We start from the raw sequence: 21137 nt of genomic DNA, 5'->3' as shown, positions 1-21137 counted from the left end.
AATGGATTTACGCGGTAAAAAAGTCGTTTTACACGATATGTGCCTGCGCGATGGCATGCATGCCAAACAGCACCAAATCTCCTTGAATGAAATGAAGAGCATTGCTCGGGGCTTAGACGAGGCGGGTATGCCGCTAATCGAAGTGACCCACGGCGACGGCTTGGGTGGCGCCTCAGTGAATTATGGGTTCCCTGCTCACAGCGACGAAGAATACCTTAAGGCCGTGATAGGCGTTGTAAAAAGTGCGAAAATTTCGGCGTTATTACTGCCGGGCATTGGTACGGTTGATCACCTGAAAATGGCCGCCGATTTGGGCGTAGCAACCATTCGGGTGGCCACCCACTGTACCGAAGCGGATGTTTCAGAGCAGCATATTGGCATGGCGGCGCAGATGGGCCTCGATACCGTCGGTTTCTTAATGATGACCCATATGATCGAGGCCGAGCAAATTGTTGAGCAGGCAAAGCTCATGGAGTCATTTGGTGCTAATTGTATTTACTGCACGGACTCTGCAGGTTATTTACTGCCAGATCAAGTTAAGGAGCGCATTGCGCTCTTGCGTGGGGAGCTGAAGCCTGAGACTGAAATTGGATTTCACGCCCACCACAATCTCAGTCTAGGAGTAATGAATTCGCTGGTGGCGGTCGAGGCTGGGGCGAACCGCATTGATGGTTCGGCGGCGGGTTTAGGGGCCGGAGCGGGGAATACGCCGCTGGAGGTCTTGGTGGCTGTAATGGACCGTATGGGCGTTAATCATGGTATTGATCTCTATAAAATCATGGATGTTGCCGAGGATTTGGTTACCCCCATCATGGACAGCCCAATAAGAATTGACCGAGATTCGCTGACCTTAGGTTATGCCGGTGTTTACTCCTCGTTCTTGTTGTTTGCCAAACGCGCTGCTGGAAAATACGGGGTATCATCCCGTGATATTTTGGTTGAGCTTGGCAAGCGACGTACGGTTGGCGGACAAGAGGATATGATTGAGGATTTGGCGCTGGATATGGCGAAAGCGCGCGGCTTAATTTAAGCCCCTAATAGCCCGCCGTACAGCGTATGTTCCTCGACAAGCAGTGAGGTGTCGAGGAGCCGGTGTGCAAGCTCTTTCCTGTTGATTGTTCTCGGTTATACTAGCGACCCAAACATATAAGAAGGGTCGTTCATTCCGTTATGCTTATTGATCCCGCATTTGATGAAATTATTGCCACAATCTATCAGGGGCCGCTCGAGGAGGAGCCTTGGCAGGATTTTCTGTCCGTGTTGTGTAAGCTGATGGGCGCTGTATCTGTGACTTTGGTACTGAACCCTCCTTCGGAGAAGGGCTTGGGGGTGCTGAGGGTGGTGGGAGGAAATTTGGAAGGCATTGCTCGCTATCAAGAGCGACTTTTCGCTATGGATCCTTTTCAGTCATTGCGGCCCGGCGAAGTGAAAAGTTTAATGGAACTCGTGCCCGGTGAGAATTGGCTAGAGAGCGAGCTTTATAATCTGTGTATGAAGCCGGCAGGACTTTACGATTCCCTCGGTGTTGATATCCATGTGCCTGGCGAAATGGACGCGGGCTTACGGGTCGCGCGGGGCGAGCAGTCGCCAAGCTTTAACAAGGCCGATCGCGATTTAATTTATACCCTCTTACCTCATTTAGAGCGGGCACTGCGCCTGCATGTACGCTTAAATAAAATTGAGTCAGAACGGGCGCTTTATGCCGGCGCAGTGGAAAGTTTGTCGCTGGCGACTATTATTCTAGATGAGAATGGTCGGGTACTTAGTTGCAACCGTATGGCCGGGCACTTGATTATTCGCGAACCCGATGTACGGGTTGAAGATGGGCGTTTAATCTTAGGAGACCAAGCGACAACCAAAAAGCTGCAGCGTCTCATAGACCGTATTCTCAGTTATAAGGTCGGGGATGAGCCCACGGTGGTGGAAGCGATGCGAGTTTGTCGAGACGGCGATTTTTCTGACCTTGGCGTGATTGCGCGGCCGGTACCGATGACCGAGTGGTCGGAGGGGAAGTCAGTGCCCACCGTGGCGATATTTATCAGCGACCCGGAATACGGCGCCGAAGCGCCGGTGGCGGTAATCATTCAGCTCTTTGGATTCACCCCTACCGAAGCGCAGTTATCGCTGTTATTAGCTGATGGCCTCTCCCTTGATGAGGCCTCCGCGGCGCTGGGTATGAGTCGCAATACGGCTCGCACACACTTGCGATCGATTTTTTCGAAAACCGGCGTCAGTCGCCAAACTTTATTAGTGCGCTTAATTCTTAAAAGTGTGGCACAACTGGCCGATTAGTTAACGAAAGAGGTGGTTTGCTTATTCATGGCAAGTGAGGATGGGCGATATGGCTATTTTGGAGAATAAAGTTGCGGTAGTCACCGGTGGTGGTCAGGGGGTCGGCGCGGGTATTGCACTTGCGCTCGCCGCCGAGGGTGCAGTGGTTGCGGTGTTGGGACGAACATTAGCCACTTTGGAAGCCACCTGCGCTGAAATTCACCACCGTGGCGGTGAAGCCCAAGCCTTTGTTTGCGACGTCACCGAGGCCGAGGATATCGACGCCGCCATAATGGAAGTTGTCGATGAATTTGGCAGTATCGATATTCTGGTCAACAACGCTCAAATTGTTCCCCTTGGGCGTCTCCTCGCGATAAATGATGACGAATACCAAGAGGGCATGGATTCTGGCCCGCTTGCCACCTTTCGCTTTATGAAAGCCTGTTACCCCTTTTTACGCGGTGATGGCAGTATTGTTAATCTCGCCAGCTCCGCGGCGATGCGTTCCGACTCCGCTGGATTTGGCGCCTATGCGGCAGCAAAAGAGGCCATTCGAGCATTGAGTCGGGCGGCGGCCTGTGAATGGGGCGAAAACAATGTCAGAGTTAACTGTATTATGCCACTTGCCATGTCGCCCGCGATGAACCGCTGGGTTGAAGGCGGTGGTGATGACGTCGAAGAGTTTCTTAGCACGGTTCCCCTTGGCCGCGTGGGTGATTGTGAGGAGGACGTTGGTCGCGTGGTGGTGTTTTTGTGTGGTCCCGATGCGAGTTACATCACCGGCCATACCGTGCCTATTGACGGTGGCCAAGCCTTTTTACGTTAAGTCTCGGCCCGCGAGGTCACCACCTTATGTTGTATCCCACGCCAATTGCGAGATTGTTTACATCGCTGCACCGATATTCATTGAGTCGATCTGCGCTGACGGAATATAAAATTTCAATCAAGCGATAGCCTCGCGGTGCTTCGGCAACGACCGGGTTTGACGGTATCTACCTCGCTAGATCTTTATTGGAGTGAGGTCGCTAAATCTTGCGAAATAGCGCCGGTCGCTGAGGTAGGGAAGGCGCGGCGCAAATGAATACTCCCGTTGCCAAAATCCTGCATTACTGTCATCGATTTGAATAGCGTGTAAATTAACAGCGTAGCTAAAGTTGAGTTTTTAACGGTAATTCTGTGGTGTTTTTTATTTCGGTCACGGCGATATGAGAGTGCAGTTCGCGAATCATTGGCAGGGCCAATAGGCGGTCACGAACAAAACTTTCGTAATTGCGGATGTCCTTTACAATTATTTTCAACATATAGTCCCAGATTCCAGTCATGGTGTAGCACTCGACGACCTCGTCAAAATTGTGAACTGACGATTCAAATTCGACGAGGTTTTGGCGTCCTGAGGTAGTTAGATTAACCGTGGCAAATACCACCAAATCCATACCAAGTGTTTGCCGATTGAGCACAGCGACTTTCTTGAGAATGAGGCCGCCTTGTTCAATTCGGTTAATACGCCGCCAGCAGGGCGACTGCGACATGCCGACAATATCTGCAACCTCACTGGAGGTTTTGCTGGCATTAGATTGCAAAATACTAAGAATATTCACGTCTTGGCGGCTTAAATCGGTACTCATCGGGATTCCTTTTGATTCTAATTTCTTTTTATGGGGCTATTTTATGCAAAATTATTGGCTTAATGGAATCGCGAGTCGCGTTATTTAATCCTTAAATAGGACGCAGGGCATGCAAAAGTGACTGCTAATGCTTGTTTGTGGGCGCGGGCGGAGTAATTGTGGCGGAGGCTTAACCCTCTTTTCGTTTGCGAAATAATTAAGAGGGTAGTGATACTTATACCGTTTTAAGCTTAGAATGGAATTTTTAGTAATTTAATATGATTTTTATTGGGGGTTTTTTAATAATTTTAAGTTGGAAAAAATACGGTAACTAATTGTTTTTAAATAAAAATTAATGATTTTTTGTTGTATTTTGGGCGCGCAATTAGTTGTCGGTCGTTCGATTTAATGAAATTATTTGTTTGTTGATAATTTTAAAGTGTCAAAAATTGCTTTAGTTTAGGTGTCAACTTCGCTTGCACAGAGGCAGTGTGATGATTGCTAAGAGGCCAGTAAATAGCTAAAAATAATGTGACGGCATTTAAGTGGTAAGTGCACTATAAGCCGCTATGCTTACAGAGCGTAATCGTTGCTGAACAATTAGCTGTAGGGCAGGGCTGGGGGCTAGTCTATAGCGCTAATCTCGGTAGTTTTCGGTATGTAAACCTGTCGTTTTATCGAAGCAGCGGATTCGCAAAAAGAATAAGCAGTCATCGTAAAGACTGTTGCTTTGGTGAAATGGGATGCGGTAAACGCAGTCTGGCGCAATGCCAAGTTTTACTGATACCTGATGAACTCGATAAGGGATGCGTCATGGTAATAGCACTAATTATATTAGGACTGGTGATTATCACAGTTCTGTTCCATCTCTACAGCCCTTGGTGGCTGACGCCCATCGCGTCTAATTGGGGTGCTATTGACACCACTATTGAAATCTCCTTCTGGATTACCGGCCTAGTTTTCATTGCTGTTAACTGCTTTTTGGCCTGGGTAGTGTGGCGTTATAAACATACCGGTAAACATCAAGCGCATTATGAGCCGGAAAGTAAAAAGCTTGAATTATGGCTTACTGGTCTCACCGCCGTCGGTGTTATCGCCATGCTTACCCCTGGCTTAATTGCCTGGGCTAAGGTGGTGAAGGTGCCGAGCGAGGCGACGAATGTTGAGGCGATTGGTCAACAGTGGCAGTGGACCTTCCGGTTTCCGGGCGCGGACGGTGAGCTTGGCGGCGCCGATGCACGTTTTGTTACTGCGACAAACCCATACGGTATTGATCCTGAAGACCCCAAAGGTCAAGACGACCTCATTGTAAACAGCCATCAATTACATCTGCCAGTGGGCAAAGCTGTGAAGATGCTTTTGCGCTCAAATGATGTGTTACACAATTTTGCGGTACCACAATTTCGAGTAAAAATGGATTTGGTGCCAGGCACCGTGACCTATCAATGGTTTAAACCTAGCCGGGTTGGCACCTTTGATATTCTTTGCGAAGAGCTCTGCGGTGTCGCCCATTTTACCATGCGCGCTCAAGTGATTATTGAGGAAGAAGACGCCTATTTACAGTGGTTGAACCGCCAGCCGACCTTTGCCCAAACTCAGCGTCGCCCAGCGCCAGACCTGGTGGCGGGTAAGCAACTGTATTCTACGTGTGCCGCCTGTCACGGCGTGAACGGCGGTGGTTTGGCCGCAATGGAGGCACCTAATTTAAGTGGCTTGGCGGCGTGGTATATGGACCGCCAACTACGCTATTACCGCGAGGGCGTGCGCGGGGCCCATCCGGCGGACAGCAGCGGCCAACAAATGGCCTCCATGGCGAAGTCGGTGACTAAGGCCGAGGATCTACATAATCTGCTTGCCTATATTGAAAGCCTGCCAGTGGTGGCTGCGCCCGCTACCTTGGGCGGTGACCCGGCACGCGGCGCTCAGGTTTACCAGCCTTGCGTCGTTTGTCATGGCGCTAATGGCCAGGGCACTGCGGCATTGCAGGCGCCGCAACTGGCAGGGCAGGCCGACTGGTATTTATATACGCAGCTAAAATATTTCAGCACCGGCTGGCGGGGCAAACACCCCAAAGATCAGTACGGTTCACAAATGCGCTTAATGACCAGCACGATTCAAAGCCCTGAACGTCTGCAAGATTTACTGGCGTATATCGCGACTCTGCCGGTGTCGGGTAGCCATCAAGAACAGTTTGCACGGGCAACAATTGCAGAGGGGGTGCAACAACCATGACACATATTGCCATCGCTGATCAAACCGCTCATTTACACCATCCTAAAACCTTTATTGGTAAATATATTTGGAGTCAAGACCACAAAGTCATTGCCATTCAATATTCGGTAACGGCAATATTTGTGGGTTTAATAGCCTTGTTATTGTCGGTGCTCATGCGCCTGCAATTGGGTTTTCCCGGTCAATTTAATTTTATTAGTCCGGATGCCTATCTGCAGTTTGTGACCATGCACGGCATGATAATGGTGATTTATCTGCTTACCGCGCTGTTGTTAGGTGGCTTTGGCAATTACTTAATTCCGCTGATGGTGGGTACCAGAGACATGGTATTCCCGTATTTGAATATGCTCAGTTACTGGTTTTATCTCGTGTCGGTTATTGTCTTACTGAGTAGCTTTTTTGTGACTGGGGGGCCGACAGGCGCGGGTTGGACTTTGTATCCGCCGCAGTCGATATTAGCTGGTACTCCGGGAGCGGGCAGCGGTATTGTGCTCATGCTATTGTCGCTGACGATCTTTATTATTGCCTTTACCATGGGGGGGCTGAATTACGTCACCACTATTTTTCAAGCCCGTACACGCGGCATGACCTTAATGCGTATGCCCTTGACTATTTGGGGGATACTCACTGCGACCATCCTCGGTTTGCTGGCGTTTCCGGCGTTATTAGTTAGCGCCATCATGATGTTGTTTGACGCCCTAATAGGCACTAGCTTTTTTATGCCCGCGATAGTGTCCTTGGGTGAGCCCTTAAATCACGAGGGCGGCAGTCCAATTCTGTTCCAACATTTGTTTTGGTTCTTTGGTCATCCTGAAGTTTACATCGTGGCGCTGCCAGCCTTTGGTATGGTCAGCGACGTCTTGAGTGTCCATGCTCGCAAGAATATCTTTGGCTACCGCATGATGGTGTGGGCAATTGTTATTATCGGCGGGCTTAGTTTTATTGTTTGGGCCCACCATATGTATGTTAGTGGCATGAATCCGTATTTCGGCTTTTTCTTTGCTACTACCACCTTAATTATCGCCGTGCCTACGGCGATCAAAGTGTATAACTGGGTACTTACCTTATGGCGGGGTAATATTCACCTTACCGTACCGATGCTGTTTGCCATCGGTTTTATTTTCACATTTACTCATGGCGGCTTAAGCGGATTGTTTTTGGGTAACGTGGTGGTGGATTTGCCTTTATCTGACACTTTCTTTGTTGTTGCCCATTTCCATATGGTGATGGGGGTGTCGCCGATAATGGTCCTGTTTGCTGCGCTCTACCATTGGTTTCCGCTTGTTAGCGGCAAGCAATTGCACACCGGTCTTGGCAAAGTGCATTTTTGGGGCACGTTTCTGGGTACTTATGCGATTTATTTACCGATGCATTACCTGGGGTTTCTCGGTGTGCCGCGGCGTTACTACGCGCTGGGTGATACCTCATTCATCCCCGAGTCAGCGCATGTATTAAATGAAGATATCACCATTGCGGCGATTATCGTTGCCCTATTTCAGCTGGTGTTTGTCGTGAATGTAATCTGGACTCTGCGCTCAGGCCCGCGCTCGGCGCGCAACCCTTGGGGTGTTGCGTCTCTTGAGTGGCATACTCCCGATGTGCCGCCAGCGCACGGAAACTGGGGCGACGCGTTACCGACCGTGCATCGCTGGGCCTACGATTACAGCGTGCCGGGCGCCAAGCAAGATTTCATCCCCCAGCATGTCGCCGAAGAAAATGTGGAGTATGAAGCCGGCGGTCGCCGGGTTGGGGAGGGTGAATAATGGGCTGGTTTGAAATTCTGTCAGAAAGGCCATGGATCCCTGAGGCCCAAGGTACGAGCGCTGAGTGGGGACGCGCTGCTTATACCCCCGCGGTTAAAATATCACTGCGGTTTATGCTAGGGATTATTAGCGTATTTTTCCTGCTGTTTTTCGTTACTTTTATCAGTCGATCTCAATACGACGATTTTTTAGCCCTAGCTGGCGAGCCCTGGCAACCCTTTACCAATTCTATGCGGCTGTGGATTAACTCAGGTGTATTGGTGTTGGCCAGTGTTGCAATGCAAGGAGCCGTGTATGCACTGCGCCGCAGTCATCATTTTCGCCTGCTGGGGTTGCTAGCGACAGGTGCTGTACTGGCAATACTTTTTATTATTTTACAAATATCGGTATGGCAGTTTTTGGCCGGCATGGGCTACAGCGTTGCAGGCAATCCGGCGAATAGCTATTTTTATATCTTAACTGGCTTACACGTTTTACACCTTGTTGGTGGCTTGGTGGCACTGGGACGGGTGGTGAATAGCTTGCGACAGGAGGGCGATTTACGGAATCGCCACGCGGCGATAGAGGCCTGCGCGGTGTATTGGCATTACTTGTTGGTCTTATGGTTTGTATTGTTTTTCATGCTGACCCGCACTCCTGAAACCTATGCACTTATTGCCGCAGCCTGCGGCCTGGGATGAGATCATGGCGAGTATTCCCGCAGTGAATGCAAAGAGTAGTTATTGGCAGAATCTAGTCAATGACTGGGGTGCCGACAGGGAAGTGTTTAAGCTTTCCTGGGGAAAACTGATGATGTGGATATTCCTGCTCAGTGATACCTTTATCTTTAGCATTTTCCTTATTGGCTATATGAACGTACGAATGTCTGCGACGGACAGTTGGCCCCTGACGAGTGAGGTGTTTGCCCTACACGTTGGTGGCGCGGACATCCCTTTGCTGCTCATTGCGATTATGACGTTTATTCTGATTACCAGTAGCGGCACCATGGCAATGGCGGTTAACTGCGCATACCAGCGCAATAAAGCCGCCACGTTTAAATTGATGATCGCCACCGCGATTCTCGGTGCCAGTTTTGTCGGGATGCAGGCGTTCGAATGGAGCAAACTGATATTAGATGAAGGCGTTAGGCCGTGGTCTAACCCGATGGGGGCCGCTCAGTTTGGCTCCGCGTTCTTTATGATTACCGGTTTCCACGGTATGCACGTGAGCATTGGCGTAATTTATCTGACCGTAGTCGCCTTTAAGGTGTTGCGAGGCCATTACGATGAACGGGGTTTTCAAATCGTCGAAATAACCGGCCTGTACTGGCATTTTGTCGATCTGGTTTGGGTCTTTATTTTTGCCTTTTTCTATTTGTGGTAAGGAGCTCAATATGAGTGGTCAGCCTGAAACAGCGAGTCATGGCGAGGAGCAGCAACACCCTATAGGTTTATATTTTAAAGTGTGGATATTGCTGTTTGTGCTCAGTGCAATGTCGTACGCGGTCGATTATTTTCATTTGGTTGGGTATTTGCGCTGGACCTTAATACTGGTGTTTATGTTTCTTAAAGCAGGCTTAATCATTACCGTGTTCATGCACTTTGCTTGGGAACCCAGCACCTTAAAATTGGCGTTGGGCCTGCCAGTTATTGCGATAGTGGTGTTTATTGGTTTTATGGCGGTAGAGGCTGATTACACCTTTTTAAGTCGGCTCACCTTTATGTCGGGGGGGGCATGAGTCGCGGCGCACTCCCGCGATATTTGATTCCCAGCTTGCTGGCGATGGTACTCATATGCGGTGCCTTTATGGCAAATACCATCTTGGGAATTCAATTTCAGCAAGCTCCTGACGTCAATGGTGCGGTTCTAGCGGCGCCACTAGCTCTGCCAAGTTTTGAATTGCGCAATCATCGCGGTGAGCTTGTCCATAAGGCGGATTTTTTGGGGCGCTGGCAATTAATTAGCTATGGCTACACTCAGTGCCCAGACATCTGTCCAACGATGTTGTCGAGCCTCGCGGGTTTTCAGAAATTACTCGATAAGGAAAAACAATTTCAAGACTTACAAGTCCAGTTTTACAGCATCGATCCAGAGCACGATAGTATTGAAAAACTTGCTAATTATGTGCCGTGGTTCGATGGCCGCTTTATCGGTTTGAGGGCTGATGACCTAGCGCAAGCCGCGATTTTTGAGCGGAGCATGGGTTTACAGAGTTACCGCATGGACGACGCTGAGCTGGCGAGCGGGAACGTGGCGGCCAAGGTAACTGGCCCCGAAATAGCACACGGCTTTCGCTTATATTTGTTGGATGAGCGAGCGCGCTTGCGCGCTTCCTTTGCACCCATTTCAATGCGGGATGGCAGCAAATACTATGAGGCCGAGGCTTTGTTAAAGGATTATCTCGCGCTTCGTCAGTGGTTTGCCAAACAGTGATAATTATATTGCCTGTCGCCCTGCCTTAGGCATAATAAGCGGATGGGGGCCTACCGGAGCGCTTCATTTGACTGTCGCAGGTTGTTATGCCCAATCGCTGGGATCTGTTCTGTAGAGTTATCGATAATTACGGTGACATTGGCGTGAGCTGGCGTTTGGCACGTCAATTGGTTGTCGAACACGGGCTCGACGTGCGGCTATGGCTAGATGATGTCGTGGCCTTTTGCCGAATTTACCCTGCGGCTGACCCCAATCTTTGTGTTCAACATCATTGCGGCGTTGCGATTCACTGCTGGTCTGAAGATTGTTCAGGGGTTGAGGCGGCTGATGTGGTCATTGAGGCGTTTGGCTGCGAGTTGCCAACACAGTATATTGCAGCCATGACGGCGCGCGAACGGCCGCCACTGTGGTTGAATTTAGAATATTTAAGCGCGGAGGCGTGGGTTGAGGGCTGCCATGGCCTGCCGTCTTTGCAGGCGAATTCCTTAGCGAAGTATTTCTTCTTTCCAGGATTTACCTCGAAAACTGGAGGGCTGTTGCGGGAATCGAGTCTTATCCAGCGGCGTAAGGACTTTCAATCGTGCGAGGAGCACAAGGCTCGCTTTTTACAGGATCTTGGTGTTCAGTGGTCGACAGCTAGTCAATTAATCTCGCTGTTTTCTTATGAGAATGCCGGCTTATCGACGTGGCTGGCGAGCTTGGCTAATGCCGAAAGGTCTTCTCACCTTCTTGTTCCCGAAGGTCGAATCCTTGCTGATCTGGCAAATTACTTGGGCGTAGCGAGAATTCACCTAGGTCGCCCATACCGGCACGGCGCCTTGAGCATTCAGGTGCTTCCTTTCCTGAGTCAGGACAATTACGACCGACTACTATGGGCTTGCGACTTTAATATTGTGCGAGGCGAGGACTCTTTTGTTCGCGCGCAATGGGCTGGGCGGCCCTTTCTTTGGCATATTTACCCTCAGGAAGGTGCTCATTTAATTAAGTTGGATGCCTTTTTGCAGCGCTATTGCGAGGGCTTATCCCCTGACTTGCGGGTGGCCTTGAAGGCTTGTTGGTTAGCGTGGAATCAGGGTCAAAACTGCCCCGCGAGCTGTTTCAGTCTGATTGGCGCAGCGCCAGTGCTGGCGGGCCATGCAGAGCGTTGGTGCGGTCGCCAGATGGCACTAGAAAATCTTGCAGATTCACTAGTGCTATTTCAGCAAAACTGGTTATGATACGCGGCCGCAATTGATGGCATTCCATTAATCCCTTTTCGGATGCAAGTATGAAAACCGCACAAGAAATGAAGCCCAATAGCGTGATGCTGATCGAGGGCCAGCCCTGGTTAGTTCAAAAAGCCGAGTTTACTAAGTCGGGTCGCAATAGCGCCATCGTTAAGATGAAGCTCAAAAACTTGTTGAGCGGTTCTTCTACTGAGACAGTATTTAAGTCAGAAGACAAGGTTGAGCCGGTTATTCTAGACAGAATTACCGTGAGCTACTCCTATGTTAGCGATGGCGTCTATGTGTTCATGGACGAAGACTTCAACCAATATGAATTGAGTGCTGAGGATATTGAAAGCGTTTTACCGTATATCGTCGATGGCATGACTGACGAATGTGAGGCGGTATTCTTTGAAGGTAAAGTGATCTCAGTTGATTTGCCGACCACTATTGTTCGTCAAATAGTTTATACCGAAGGTTCTGCCCGTGGCGATACTTCTGGCAAAGTGATGAAATCTGCGCAATTGAGCAATGGCACGGTGGTTAAAGTGGCCGATTTCTGTGAAATTGACGACTGGATCGAGATTGATACTCGTAACGGTGAGTATAAGTGTCGCGCTAAAGCGCCTGTTTAGTCTGAAAGCATAAAAAAACCGGCCTGAGTTCCGGTTTTTTTATGCCTGCTAATTGCCGAAAACCGACCAGCCAGTGGCTTGCACGAGCATTTCAAGTGCTTCAGTGCCGAGTTTGCTGTTGCCGATACTGTCCAGGCCTGGTGACCACACCGCAATAGAGGCTTTACCTGGCGCGATGGCGAGAATACCGCCGCCGACGCCACTTTTACCGGGCAAACCGACGCGATAGGCAAACTCACCTGAGCCGTCGTAATGCCCGCACATCATCATCAGCGAGTTAATGCGCCGCGCCCGCTGGGCAGAGACAACTCTGACGCCAGTGTTTGAATTAATACCATCAGACACCAAGAACAAGCCTGCTTGCGCCAGCTGCTGACAACTCATGCTGATGGAACAATGATGGAAGTAGGTGCCCAAAACACAATCAACGGGGTTTTTAAAGCGACCAAACGAGGCCATAAAATGCGCCAACGACGCATTGCGGTCGCCAGTCAAAAGTTCAGACTGGGCTACTTTCTCGTCGATGCCAATACTATTGTCATTGGCGATAAAGCGCACAAATTGCAGTATTTCGGCGAGGGTTTCTTTGGGTTGGTGTCCCATCATAATGGCGTCAACAATGGCGATCGCACCAGCATTTATGAAGGGGTTACGTGGTTTGCCGCTCTCGTGTTCTAACTGCACAATTGAGTTAAAGGGATCGCCGGAGGGCTCCCTGCCGACTCTTGACCACACAGCATCGCCGAGCTTGCCCAAGGCAATAGTGAGGGTAAAAAGCTTAGAAATACTCTGGATGGAAAATAAGGTGGTGGCGTCACCCGCGCTGAATACCTGCCCGTCCGCTAGGGCTACGCTAATGCCAAATTGCTCTGGATTTACGCAGGCGAGTTGGGGGATATAATTTGCCACCTGACCGCGTTCGCTGCGATCTTTCATGGTAGCGCAGATGTTGTCGAGAATATCTTGCATGGTCTTGTATTTTTGTTCCCGGAATCAGAGAAAGTCTTAGATGGAGGTGAACACCTGCCGAGCGCGCCACCCACAGCAGTTGATAGGGGTATTATATTCGCTGTTCAGAGCTTGCGGCAGCTATTTCTACGCTGAATATTGCTATGCATATTAACGCGTCTTGGGGGCAAACTAGGCATTTGGTGGCAGTTATATAACGAGCAAACTTAGTTTTACTTTAAATCCTGTGACTCAACTCACAAAAGTTACTATCCACTATGTTTGGCAAGACGATAAGGCGGCAGAATACCAATATGTTCATGAATTGTCGTGGGCGTACTATACAGTTTTCTCGGTGAGTAAGGTGCTTACTTCGTCGGAGGTATATTTCGATATGATGTTTAGTCGCTATTTAGAAAATGCGGGCCGCGAAAAAATCTCGTCGCCTAGCCGTATGCTCCAGTCCTGGCACCCCGTTGCTATTCTAATGCTTATACCAATCATGCAGTTTATTGTTTCCAGGCTAAGCGCTTAAGAACCGCTCTTCAATTCGGTCTGCACGTATCTTTATTGGTATTTGTCAGTGCTCGCCGGTATTTAATGATATTCTCGTCAACATTGATTTGCGTTGACTGCGCTCGCTTTGCTAAAAAGCGCTATTGCTATATGCATGGTGCTGACTGAACCTGACATATCTGCCTCGAAAAGCGTGCTCACAGCCGCTGAGCCAAGGAATATTAATGAAAATTTGTGGTGTTGAATTGACCGGTAATGACGCCGTTGTCTGTTTACTGAACTATGACAAACAGCAGTTTAATCTGCCTGAGTGTCGGGTCCGCAAGCTAAGTTTACCGAAGGACCACACGCGTCACGATCTATTGCAGTTTCAACATGCTTTTGCGCAGCTCATGGCCGATTATAAGGTGGATTCGGTGGCGATTAGAGGGCGGATGCCCAAAGGTAAGTTTGCCGGTGGTGCGATAAGTTTTAAATTGGAGGCAGCTTTGCAGCTTATGCCCAATCTCGAGGTGCGCTTACTGACACCTAGCGAGATTAAAGCAACGCTGGCGGTTAACCCCTTGGTGATATCCTTTGCCGATACTGGCTTAAAGGCCTTCCAACAAGCGGCATTTACCGTTGCCTATGCGGCGCATATGTAGGGCTTTAATTCCATGAAAAGATTCCCTATCTAAACCCCGGTCTGTAAAATCAGCTTCTTTGTTAATAACGCGGAGCAGCGCAATGGGCAGAGCCTACCAAAACCGCAAAGATTCCATGGCCAAGACCTCAGACGCCAAGGCCAAAGTCTATAGTAAGTACGGACGCGAAATTTATGTATGTGCCAAGGCTGGGGGGCTAGACCCCGCAGGTAATCTGGCTCTGCGCGGGATGATTGAGCGCGCGAAAAAAGATCAAGTACCCACCCATGTTATTGAAAAAGCTATCGATAAAGCGAAAGGTGGTGGCGGCGAAGATTTTGCACTGTCGCGCTACGAGGGCTATGGCCCAGGTAATTGCATGGTGATTATCGACTGTCTAACGGATAACGCGAACCGTACTTTTGGCGATGTGCGGCTGTGCTTCACTAAAACTAAGAGCAAAATTGGCACGCCAGGCAGTGTTAGTCATATGTTCGACCACTCGGCAATCTTTGTGTTTTCTGGCGACGATGAAGAGGGTGTGCTGGAAGCACTAATGGAAGCAGACGTGGATGTTAGCGATATTGAGAATGAAGATGGCAAGATTTCGGTATTTGCACCTAATACTGATTACTTCAAAGCTCAGCAGGCTCTAATTGAATTTGGTGTAAGTGATTTTGACGTGGCCGAAATCCAGTTTTTGCCTCAAAACAGCACAAGCATCGACGATGAAGACATGCCGATGTTTGAGAAGTTTATGGACATGCTAAATGACTTGGATGACGTGCAAAACGTTTTTCACAACGTCGCGTTGTAAGGCCGCGCCCGTCGGCCTGTGCTACATCAAACAGCCCTGATGCTAAACAGGGTGTCTGGGGCCATTATTTCAGGCCCCGCTGTTTAATCTTATCGTTTAATAATTGTTCACCTTCCGCGATTAGGGCTTCAACCGTGACGTGGGTGAAGATGTTTATTTCCAGATTCACCGCCGTGAACGGCGCGGCCTTATCACCGTTGCTGTGGGCTTGCTGGCATATTTTTTTTAGGCGCTCGATAAACTCTGGTGCTTGAGTGGCGCTGGCGTTGTTCAGCAAGATCACAAAGCGACGCTCGTTGAGACGGGCAAATAAATCAGCGTCGCGTAGTGTTACCGTAACATTATCGCTAAATATGCGAATGACATTGTCCAAATTGATATTTAAATCCCCGTCAAAAAATGACGTCCTCAGCTCCAGGAATATGGCTGTCATGGGCGTTTTTTGACGTTCTGCGACGCGAATTTGCTGTTGGCCAAGTAAAGTGAAACCGTCGCGGTTGTTTATATTGGTGAGTACGTCGCGGGTCGCATAGTGAATCGCATATAGCTCTCGTTCGACGATGGCGCCAAAATTCTTGAGGGTGTGCTGCTGCTCTGCGCTCAGTTGGCGAGGTTGTTGGTCGATAATACACAGCGTGCCGAGCTTGCTGCCGTCTAATGCCTTGAGAGGGCAGCCTGCGTAAAAGCGGATTTTGGGGTCGTTTTCTACTAAAGGATTATCGGCAAAGCGCTCGTCTTGACTCGCGTCGGGAATAATAAAAAGGTCGTCACCGTTAATGGCGTGACCACAGAACGAGATGTCGCGAGGTGTTTCGCTGGCGTCTAAGCCAATACATGATTTAAACCACTGGCGATTTTCATCTACTAAGCTGATAACGGCTACGGGCACATTGAGAATTTGTTTGGTCATTTGAGTGAGGCGGTCAAAGCGCTCTTCTGGTGGCGTATCCAGAATATTAAGGGCACTGAGGGCGGCCAGCCGTGATTTTTCATTTTGGGGCAGATCTGGCGATTTCACTACGTATCCTTAAGCTTGGTAATAGCTGAATTTAGAGTAAGTTAAGCAGACTTTATAAGGTTTTGCCTGTATTTGTCGCTGAGGATTACCCCAATTCTGATTGAAAACTGCGGGCAATTACTCATAGCGCGTGTAAGGTGGCCTTCACGCATTTAAGTATGTTGTAGTCGTACTCGCCGTCCAATAGTTCATAGATCGGCTTTATTTTGCCGTCTTCACTGTGTTCAAAGGCAAATTGGATTTCTTTGAGCTGTGCATCGCTTAATCGGACAACATCGCTGATATTGAGTTCACCGCTCGCAATACCTTGGCAGAGGTGACCGTAAATAGTGGTGAGGGCGAGGCTGCGTTCTCCGGCAATCGCCTCTGGGTCATTGCCGCGCTTGAGCATGGCGATACTAGTGGCGGCGGTGTCGTTGATACCCTCGGCGGTTTGCGCATTAAGGTTGGCGAGAATGACTTCCAGAAAGCCTGCGCCGTACTTAGCGAGTTTGCTCTCGCCAACCCCGGACACGCGACTCAGCTGTTCGAGGGTTTGGGGTTGGCGCTCGGCCATTTCGGCAAGGCTGGCGTCATGAAAAATCATATAAGCGGGAATCTCTTGCTCGGTGGCCAGCGTCTTGCGGTGTTCGCGCAAGGCTGCCCATAGCACAGCATTTTCGGTGCCGGTGTAAGCCTTGGCTTTGCGACGTTCGCTCTTGCTGACTTTAACCATTTTGCGCAGGGTTAATTGGCTTTCGCCTTTCAGGATTGGTCTTGCGGTATCGGTGAGCTGAACACTGCCGTGCCCCTCAACGTCGACCCGCAGTAAGCCCCGGGCAATAATTTGTCGGTACAGCGTGCGCCACTCGGTGTTATTCAATTCGCAGCCGATGCCGAAGGTCGAAATTTTATCGTGACCAAACTGGCTGATGCGTTCGTTTACTTTACCCAGTAGCACGTCTACTAAATAGCTGACCCCGAAGCGCTGACCGGTGCGATAAACACAAGACAGGGCTTTTTGGGCGGCCACCGTCGCGTCCCACGTTTCGGGGGGCGCCAGGCAGTTGTCGCAGTTGCCACAGGCGTGGTCGTAGTCGTCGTCAAAATAGCGCAGCAGCGCTTGCCGACGGCAGGTGGTGAGTTCGCAGAGGCCGAGCATGGCGTCAAGTTTGTGCTGTTCAAGCCGTTTGCGGCTCTCTTCGGCGCCGGAATTGCCCTGCATTTGGCGCAGGGTGATCACGTCTTGGAGGCCGTAGGCCATCCACGCATCAGCAGGCTGACCGTCACGGCCGGCGCGGCCGGTTTCCTGATAATAGGCCTCTATACTTTTGGGTAGGTTTAGGTGGGCAACAAAGCGGACATCGGGTTTGTCTATGCCCATACCAAAGGCGATGGTGGCAACAATAATCACGCCGTCTTCGCGCAGAAAGCGCTCCTGATGTTGCTGGCGCTGCTCATTGCTCATGCCAGCGTGGTAGGGCAGGGCGGTCATGCCTTTGCCGTTGAGCCAAAGCGCGATTTCGTCGACCTTTTTGCGCGACAGGCAATAGACGATTCCAGCCTCGCCCTCATGTTCATTGAGAATGAATCGCAGTAAATTCTCTCGCGCAGCGCCCTGATTTTCAGTGATGCGGTAGCGAATATTGGGGCGGTCGAAGCCGTCGTTAAAAACTTGCGCATTGTGCAGCGACAAACGTTTAATAATTTCTCGCTGGGTAGGGCCGTCGGCGGTGGCGGTTAGCGCGACACGCGGCGTATTGGGGAAACGCTCGTGAAGTATGGTTAGCTTGATGTATTCTGGGCGGAAATCATGACCCCACTGGGATACGCAGTGGGCCTCGTCAATAGCGAACAAGGAGAGCGGCGCATTGTCGAGTAGCTGCAACATGCGCGGCATCATCAGCCGCTCTGGGGCAATATAGAGTAGCTCCAGCTCGCCGTTCATCAATTGATTTTCGACTTCATGCACTTCCATGCCGTTGAGGCTAGAGTTTAAAAAGGCCGCTTTTATACCATTTTGGCGCAGGGCCATAACCTGATCTTGCATCAGGGCGATTAAGGGCGAAATCACAATAGCGGTGCCTTCGCGTACCAGCGCGGGCACTTGGAAGCACAGGGACTTACCACCGCCGGTGGGCATCAGCACCAGGGCGTCGCCACCTTGAATTACGTGGTCGACAATATCGGCCTGTTGATTGCGGAAAGACTCATAGCCGTAAACACTTTGCAGGATCTGCAGCGCGCTACTTTTACTGGGGCTGATATCGGCGTGATTAGCTGTGTTCATGTCGGTGTTTTGGATGTCGACCTCTGAAATACACCACGGGCAGTGGCGGTTGTGCTTTTGTTAACACGGAAAACGGGATCAATTGCCTAGTGGCTGTACAGCTTGTGGATGCTTACCTAGGTGCCAGGTGTAATGATTTTTCCTTACCACATTAAATCGTCTGGAATTTGATAAGCCGCATAGGGGTCATCTTCCTCGACTGCCGCAACAGTACTGGCTGATTTGGTATTGAGTACCAAGATGACGGACGGGTCGCGCTGGGCGATTTTGTCAGCAATAGTGGCGGGCACCAGTTCATAGCCGTCTTTGAGCTTAACCAGCGCTATAATGCCTTTAACCAATTGGGTTTGCAGAAGGCTGTCGACAAAGATCTTTTTAATCTTTTTGCCGTCGGTGAACTGATAGGCAATTTCACCTTTTTTGCGGTCGATACGATTTAGGCTGATCAGCTGAATGATTTGTGCTTGAATGGCCTTTTTCTCGACTTCAGCCTGACGTAAGCGATTGAGTTCGCGGTCGCGCTCAGCCTTTTCTGCTAGTGCCCGTTGTGCGGCCTCCTTACTTTCGTTAACGACCACGGTGCCTTTGGGCTGCTTGGCTTGTTTGCGCTTTTCTTGTTTGAGTTTCTTGACCTTTTTCTCGTCGATCATACCCGCTTTGAGTAGTTGTTCTTGTAAGGATGCCATGCCAGGCCTCTTGAGTGTTGAGGATACGTCCATTCTAAGGGATTATTGCCGCCAGAGCTTGGAAAAACTGATTAAAAGCACTTGCTGAAGGCCCCCGCTTGCTGCTAAAAACAGCGGGTAATGCCAAGTGGTTCATTAGTCTGCCCGGCGGTTATGCCGCAGTTGAGCTTAGCGTTGGACGAATACTAACAAGGAGTGAGTAAATGATTAAAGTCAGTGTGATGTACCCCAATTCGCCGGGCGCCCGGTTTGATCATGCCTATTACCGCGATCAGCATTTTCCGATGGTCAAAGCGCTGATGGGGGATTACTGTTTGTCCTATACCATCGATCGGGGCTTAGTCGGTGAGGATGCCGGAATCCCACCGTTGTATATTGCCATGGGCCATCTGTACTGTGTGTCCATTGATGAGTTTCAGGCGGGTTTCTCGCCTCATGTTGGTAAAATAATGGCGGATTTGCCAAATTACACCGATCAAGTCCCACAGATCCAAATAAGTGAAGTTGTCCCGCATTTTGATGCAATGCTGGCTGTGTAGCCGGTCTTACTGGATTGAGCCATGAGTCAGTCTGCGGGGTATTTGTTTCTATAGCTCAACCGAGGTTTTTCAGCAAGGCGTTTGTGGTGGTACTATGCGGGCAGTTTTTACAATAGAGACAGGGGTTTATGCGCGTACCGGCTTTTTTACTTACTCGCCTACAGACTAAAGCAGAGCACATTACGCAAGGACTGCCGACCAAGGTAATCGGCACCGATTACCTGCGGCGGTGGCACGTATTGCCGCGCAACTGGCTGTTTAATGTATATCTCCACCATGTCACCGGTAACGACCCCGATATTAATCTCCACGACCATCCGTGGTTGTTTAATTACTCAATAGTATTGCGTGGTGAAATTTTAGAAGAGATGCCCGACGGCGAACGTGTCTTACCCACGGGCACATTGACCGCCCGTTTGGGACGTGCACCACACCGCTTATTGTTGCAATCACCCGACAGTTTAACGCTCTTTATTACCGGCCCCAAAATTCGTAGGTGGGGCTTTTACACGCCAAGTGGCTGGGTGTGTAGCAAACTGTATCTGCGCGAGGGCGGTAATGGCCGTGACCTAAGTGCCGGCGCCCCTTAATGTGTCCGCGCTAAACCTATTTATAACAAAGTACTATTTAGAATTAACTTAGACGCGCCATGGTGGGCTGATGATAAACACAATAAAAACAGCAGTATTTCGCAGTTATATAAGGGGCTCGGCACGACTCGCTTGGCTTGGTCAGGTTGCACAGCATATCACCAGCCTTGATCTCGTTGCCGAACAGAAACAGCACAGAATCCCGCTGCGGCTGTATTTGCCGCCGGGTGATGGCCCGTTTCCGGTAGTGGTGTATTTCCATGGCGGTGGTTGGGTTGTTGGCGATTTAGCGACATATGACCCAATGTGTCGAGATCTATGTGACCGCAGCGACACTATTGTGGTGGCCGTGGACTACCGGCGGGCACCGGAACACCCATTTCCTGCAGCGCCAGAAGATTGTCTGGCAGCACTGACTTGGGTTGCCGAGCACATTGGCTTGTATGGTGGTCGCGCCGACTCGATTGTCCTTGCCGGTGATAGTGCGGGTGGCAATCTTGCTGCGGTAACCGCTATTCAAGCGCGTGCGCAGCTACCGGGGCTCGTCAAAGGTCAGGTGTTGATTTACCCCGTTACCGATCATTATGAGCCCGGTACCGACTCCTATATTGAAAACGCAAAAGGTCCCGTGCTGACACGGCCAATAATGAAGTGGTTTTGGGACAGTTATTTAGCCAACAGCTCAACACTTAAGGCTGGCGAGCATCGGCATCCCTTAGCGACGCCTTTAACGGTTGACGACTTAAGTTTGTTACCGCCGGCGTTAGTGATTACCGCCGAGCGCGACCCGCTGCGAGACGAAGGTATTGCCTATGCGAGCCGTTTGGAGGAGCAGGGCGTTAGAGTGACTCAGAGCCTCTATCACGGTGCGAGTCATGGCTTTATTGGTTTGCAGGGTCCGACTCGTCGCCACAAAGAGGGCATGATGGAAATTTGTGCGTGGCTAGCCGCGTTGTTTGGTCGGCAGGCTGAGCCGCCGATTGAAGTTTAATGTGCGAGCGACAAATAA

At 50.1% G+C, this 21137-nt stretch carries 21 protein-coding genes; 16 read left to right on the top strand and 5 right to left on the bottom strand.

All coding sequences use genetic code 11. The features are described from left to right. The first annotated feature begins 1 nt into the window (after position 1). The 3 genes from dmpG (at position 2) to ABYP33_RS00730 (ending at position 3097) form a co-directional block, all read left to right on the top strand. Positions 2-1030, top strand: coding sequence for a 4-hydroxy-2-oxovalerate aldolase (dmpG, locus tag ABYP33_RS00740; RefSeq protein ID WP_373087141.1), 1029 nt, complete (start codon positions 2-4; stop codon positions 1028-1030). Positions 1031-1170: 140 nt separating this feature from the next. Further along, positions 1171-2292: a hypothetical protein gene (locus ABYP33_RS00735; protein WP_373087138.1), complete on the top strand. Its 1122-nt coding sequence runs from the start codon at positions 1171-1173 to the stop codon at positions 2290-2292. Positions 2293-2341: 49 nt separating this feature from the next. Further along, positions 2342-3097: an SDR family NAD(P)-dependent oxidoreductase gene (locus ABYP33_RS00730; protein WP_373087135.1), complete on the top strand. Its 756-nt coding sequence runs from the start codon at positions 2342-2344 to the stop codon at positions 3095-3097. 322 nt (positions 3098-3419) lie between these two features. Here the strand turns inward: ABYP33_RS00730 and ABYP33_RS00725 are convergent, their stop codons facing one another. After that, positions 3420-3896, bottom strand: a complete 477-nt coding sequence (locus tag ABYP33_RS00725; protein WP_373087133.1) for an Lrp/AsnC family transcriptional regulator — start codon at positions 3894-3896, stop codon at positions 3420-3422. Between the two features lie 792 nt (positions 3897-4688). Between ABYP33_RS00725 and ABYP33_RS00720 the strand changes: the two genes are divergently transcribed. The 8 genes from ABYP33_RS00720 (at position 4689) to efp (ending at position 12122) form a co-directional block, all read left to right on the top strand. After that, positions 4689-6107: a c-type cytochrome gene (locus ABYP33_RS00720; protein WP_373087131.1), complete on the top strand. Its 1419-nt coding sequence runs from the start codon at positions 4689-4691 to the stop codon at positions 6105-6107. Next, positions 6104-7870, top strand: a complete 1767-nt coding sequence (locus ABYP33_RS00715; protein WP_373087129.1) for a cbb3-type cytochrome c oxidase subunit I — start codon at positions 6104-6106, stop codon at positions 7868-7870. Before ABYP33_RS00720 ends, ABYP33_RS00715 begins: the two co-directional genes overlap by 4 nt. Further along, on the top strand, positions 7870-8550 hold the full coding sequence (locus ABYP33_RS00710) for a heme-copper oxidase subunit III (RefSeq protein ID WP_373087127.1): 681 nt from the start codon (positions 7870-7872) through the stop codon (positions 8548-8550). The genes ABYP33_RS00715 and ABYP33_RS00710 overlap by 1 nt, the downstream gene beginning before the upstream one ends. 4 nt (positions 8551-8554) lie before the next feature. Then, positions 8555-9232 (top strand): heme-copper oxidase subunit III family protein, encoded by a 678-nt coding sequence (locus ABYP33_RS00705; protein WP_373087125.1) that lies wholly within the window; start codon positions 8555-8557, stop codon positions 9230-9232. Positions 9233-9242: 10 nt separating this feature from the next. After that, complete coding sequence (locus tag ABYP33_RS00700; RefSeq protein WP_373087123.1) at positions 9243-9587, top strand: cytochrome C oxidase subunit IV family protein; 345 nt, start codon at positions 9243-9245, stop codon at positions 9585-9587. A gap of 68 nt (positions 9588-9655) precedes the next feature. Continuing rightward, the gene (locus ABYP33_RS00695; protein WP_373087120.1) at positions 9656-10282 is read left to right on the top strand and encodes an SCO family protein; all 627 of its coding nucleotides are present in this window, start codon (positions 9656-9658) and stop codon (positions 10280-10282) included. A gap of 86 nt (positions 10283-10368) precedes the next feature. Next, on the top strand, positions 10369-11499 hold the full coding sequence (earP, locus tag ABYP33_RS00690; RefSeq protein ID WP_373087118.1) for an elongation factor P maturation arginine rhamnosyltransferase EarP: 1131 nt from the start codon (positions 10369-10371) through the stop codon (positions 11497-11499). 50 nt (positions 11500-11549) lie between these two features. Further along, on the top strand, positions 11550-12122 hold the full coding sequence (efp, locus tag ABYP33_RS00685) for an elongation factor P (protein ID WP_373087116.1): 573 nt from the start codon (positions 11550-11552) through the stop codon (positions 12120-12122). A 48-nt stretch (positions 12123-12170) separates the two neighbouring features. On the opposite strand, the gene ABYP33_RS00680 is transcribed toward efp, so the two are convergent. Continuing rightward, positions 12171-13091 (bottom strand): glutaminase, encoded by a 921-nt coding sequence (locus tag ABYP33_RS00680; protein WP_373087114.1) that lies wholly within the window; start codon positions 13089-13091, stop codon positions 12171-12173. 719 nt (positions 13092-13810) lie between these two features. On the opposite strand from ABYP33_RS00680, the gene ABYP33_RS00675 reads away from it, so the two are divergent. Together ABYP33_RS00675 and ABYP33_RS00670 are read left to right on the top strand one after the other, a co-directional pair. Continuing rightward, a complete protein-coding gene (locus ABYP33_RS00675) occupies positions 13811-14230 on the top strand; it encodes a DUF3010 family protein (RefSeq protein WP_373087112.1) in 420 nt (139 codons plus the stop codon). 82 nt (positions 14231-14312) lie between these two features. Further along, complete coding sequence (locus tag ABYP33_RS00670) at positions 14313-15026, top strand: YebC/PmpR family DNA-binding transcriptional regulator (protein ID WP_373087110.1); 714 nt, start codon at positions 14313-14315, stop codon at positions 15024-15026. Positions 15027-15090: 64 nt separating this feature from the next. On the opposite strand, the gene ABYP33_RS00665 is transcribed toward ABYP33_RS00670, so the two are convergent. The 3 genes from ABYP33_RS00665 to ABYP33_RS00655 form a co-directional block, all read right to left on the bottom strand. Further along, positions 15091-16044, bottom strand: a complete 954-nt coding sequence (locus tag ABYP33_RS00665) for a GAF domain-containing protein (protein ID WP_373087107.1) — start codon at positions 16042-16044, stop codon at positions 15091-15093. A gap of 121 nt (positions 16045-16165) precedes the next feature. Further along, positions 16166-18313, bottom strand: coding sequence for a DNA helicase RecQ (recQ, locus tag ABYP33_RS00660; protein ID WP_373087105.1), 2148 nt, complete (start codon positions 18311-18313; stop codon positions 16166-16168). A 143-nt stretch (positions 18314-18456) separates the two neighbouring features. After that, on the bottom strand, positions 18457-18999 hold the full coding sequence (locus ABYP33_RS00655; RefSeq protein ID WP_373087103.1) for a DUF2058 domain-containing protein: 543 nt from the start codon (positions 18997-18999) through the stop codon (positions 18457-18459). A 203-nt stretch (positions 19000-19202) separates the two neighbouring features. Between ABYP33_RS00655 and ABYP33_RS00650 the strand changes: the two genes are divergently transcribed. From ABYP33_RS00650 to ABYP33_RS00640, 3 genes are all read left to right on the top strand, one after another. Next, positions 19203-19538: an EthD family reductase gene (locus ABYP33_RS00650; protein ID WP_373087101.1), complete on the top strand. Its 336-nt coding sequence runs from the start codon at positions 19203-19205 to the stop codon at positions 19536-19538. Positions 19539-19666: 128 nt separating this feature from the next. Then, on the top strand, positions 19667-20128 hold the full coding sequence (locus tag ABYP33_RS00645) for a hypothetical protein (RefSeq protein ID WP_373087099.1): 462 nt from the start codon (positions 19667-19669) through the stop codon (positions 20126-20128). A 70-nt stretch (positions 20129-20198) separates the two neighbouring features. Continuing rightward, entirely contained in the window at positions 20199-21119 is a 921-nt protein-coding gene (locus tag ABYP33_RS00640; protein ID WP_373087097.1) for an alpha/beta hydrolase, read from the top strand. Positions 21120-21137 lie beyond the last annotated feature (18 nt).

Origin of the sequence: Zhongshania sp. (assembly GCF_041584495.1) — a bacterium.
Taxonomy (GTDB): Bacteria; Pseudomonadota; Gammaproteobacteria; order Pseudomonadales; family Spongiibacteraceae; genus Spongiibacter.
Note: the sequence above shows the minus strand (reverse complement) of the source record. Positions and strands in the feature narration are given on the sequence as shown.

Excerpts from the sequence above, each read along its gene's own strand:
- dmpG (WP_373087141.1), top strand. The coding sequence starts at position 2 with ATGGATTTACGCGGTAAAAAAGTCGTTTTACACGATATGTGCCTGCGC.
- ABYP33_RS00735 (WP_373087138.1), top strand. The coding sequence starts at position 1,171 with ATGCTTATTGATCCCGCATTTGATGAAATTATTGCCACAATCTATCAG.
- ABYP33_RS00730 (WP_373087135.1), top strand. The coding sequence starts at position 2,342 with ATGGCTATTTTGGAGAATAAAGTTGCGGTAGTCACCGGTGGTGGTCAG.
- ABYP33_RS00725 (WP_373087133.1), bottom strand. The coding sequence starts at position 3,896 with ATGAGTACCGATTTAAGCCGCCAAGACGTGAATATTCTTAGTATTTTG.
- ABYP33_RS00720 (WP_373087131.1), top strand. The coding sequence starts at position 4,689 with ATGGTAATAGCACTAATTATATTAGGACTGGTGATTATCACAGTTCTG.
- ABYP33_RS00715 (WP_373087129.1), top strand. The coding sequence starts at position 6,104 with ATGACACATATTGCCATCGCTGATCAAACCGCTCATTTACACCATCCT.
- ABYP33_RS00710 (WP_373087127.1), top strand. The coding sequence starts at position 7,870 with ATGGGCTGGTTTGAAATTCTGTCAGAAAGGCCATGGATCCCTGAGGCC.
- ABYP33_RS00705 (WP_373087125.1), top strand. The coding sequence starts at position 8,555 with ATGGCGAGTATTCCCGCAGTGAATGCAAAGAGTAGTTATTGGCAGAAT.
- ABYP33_RS00700 (WP_373087123.1), top strand. The coding sequence starts at position 9,243 with ATGAGTGGTCAGCCTGAAACAGCGAGTCATGGCGAGGAGCAGCAACAC.
- ABYP33_RS00695 (WP_373087120.1), top strand. The coding sequence starts at position 9,656 with ATGGCAAATACCATCTTGGGAATTCAATTTCAGCAAGCTCCTGACGTC.
- earP (WP_373087118.1), top strand. The coding sequence starts at position 10,369 with ATGCCCAATCGCTGGGATCTGTTCTGTAGAGTTATCGATAATTACGGT.
- efp (WP_373087116.1), top strand. The coding sequence starts at position 11,550 with ATGAAAACCGCACAAGAAATGAAGCCCAATAGCGTGATGCTGATCGAG.
- ABYP33_RS00680 (WP_373087114.1), bottom strand. The coding sequence starts at position 13,091 with ATGCAAGATATTCTCGACAACATCTGCGCTACCATGAAAGATCGCAGC.
- ABYP33_RS00675 (WP_373087112.1), top strand. The coding sequence starts at position 13,811 with ATGAAAATTTGTGGTGTTGAATTGACCGGTAATGACGCCGTTGTCTGT.
- ABYP33_RS00670 (WP_373087110.1), top strand. The coding sequence starts at position 14,313 with ATGGGCAGAGCCTACCAAAACCGCAAAGATTCCATGGCCAAGACCTCA.
- recQ (WP_373087105.1), bottom strand. The coding sequence starts at position 18,313 with ATGAACACAGCTAATCACGCCGATATCAGCCCCAGTAAAAGTAGCGCG.
- ABYP33_RS00655 (WP_373087103.1), bottom strand. The coding sequence starts at position 18,999 with ATGGCATCCTTACAAGAACAACTACTCAAAGCGGGTATGATCGACGAG.
- ABYP33_RS00650 (WP_373087101.1), top strand. The coding sequence starts at position 19,203 with ATGATTAAAGTCAGTGTGATGTACCCCAATTCGCCGGGCGCCCGGTTT.
- ABYP33_RS00645 (WP_373087099.1), top strand. The coding sequence starts at position 19,667 with ATGCGCGTACCGGCTTTTTTACTTACTCGCCTACAGACTAAAGCAGAG.
- ABYP33_RS00640 (WP_373087097.1), top strand. The coding sequence starts at position 20,199 with ATGATAAACACAATAAAAACAGCAGTATTTCGCAGTTATATAAGGGGC.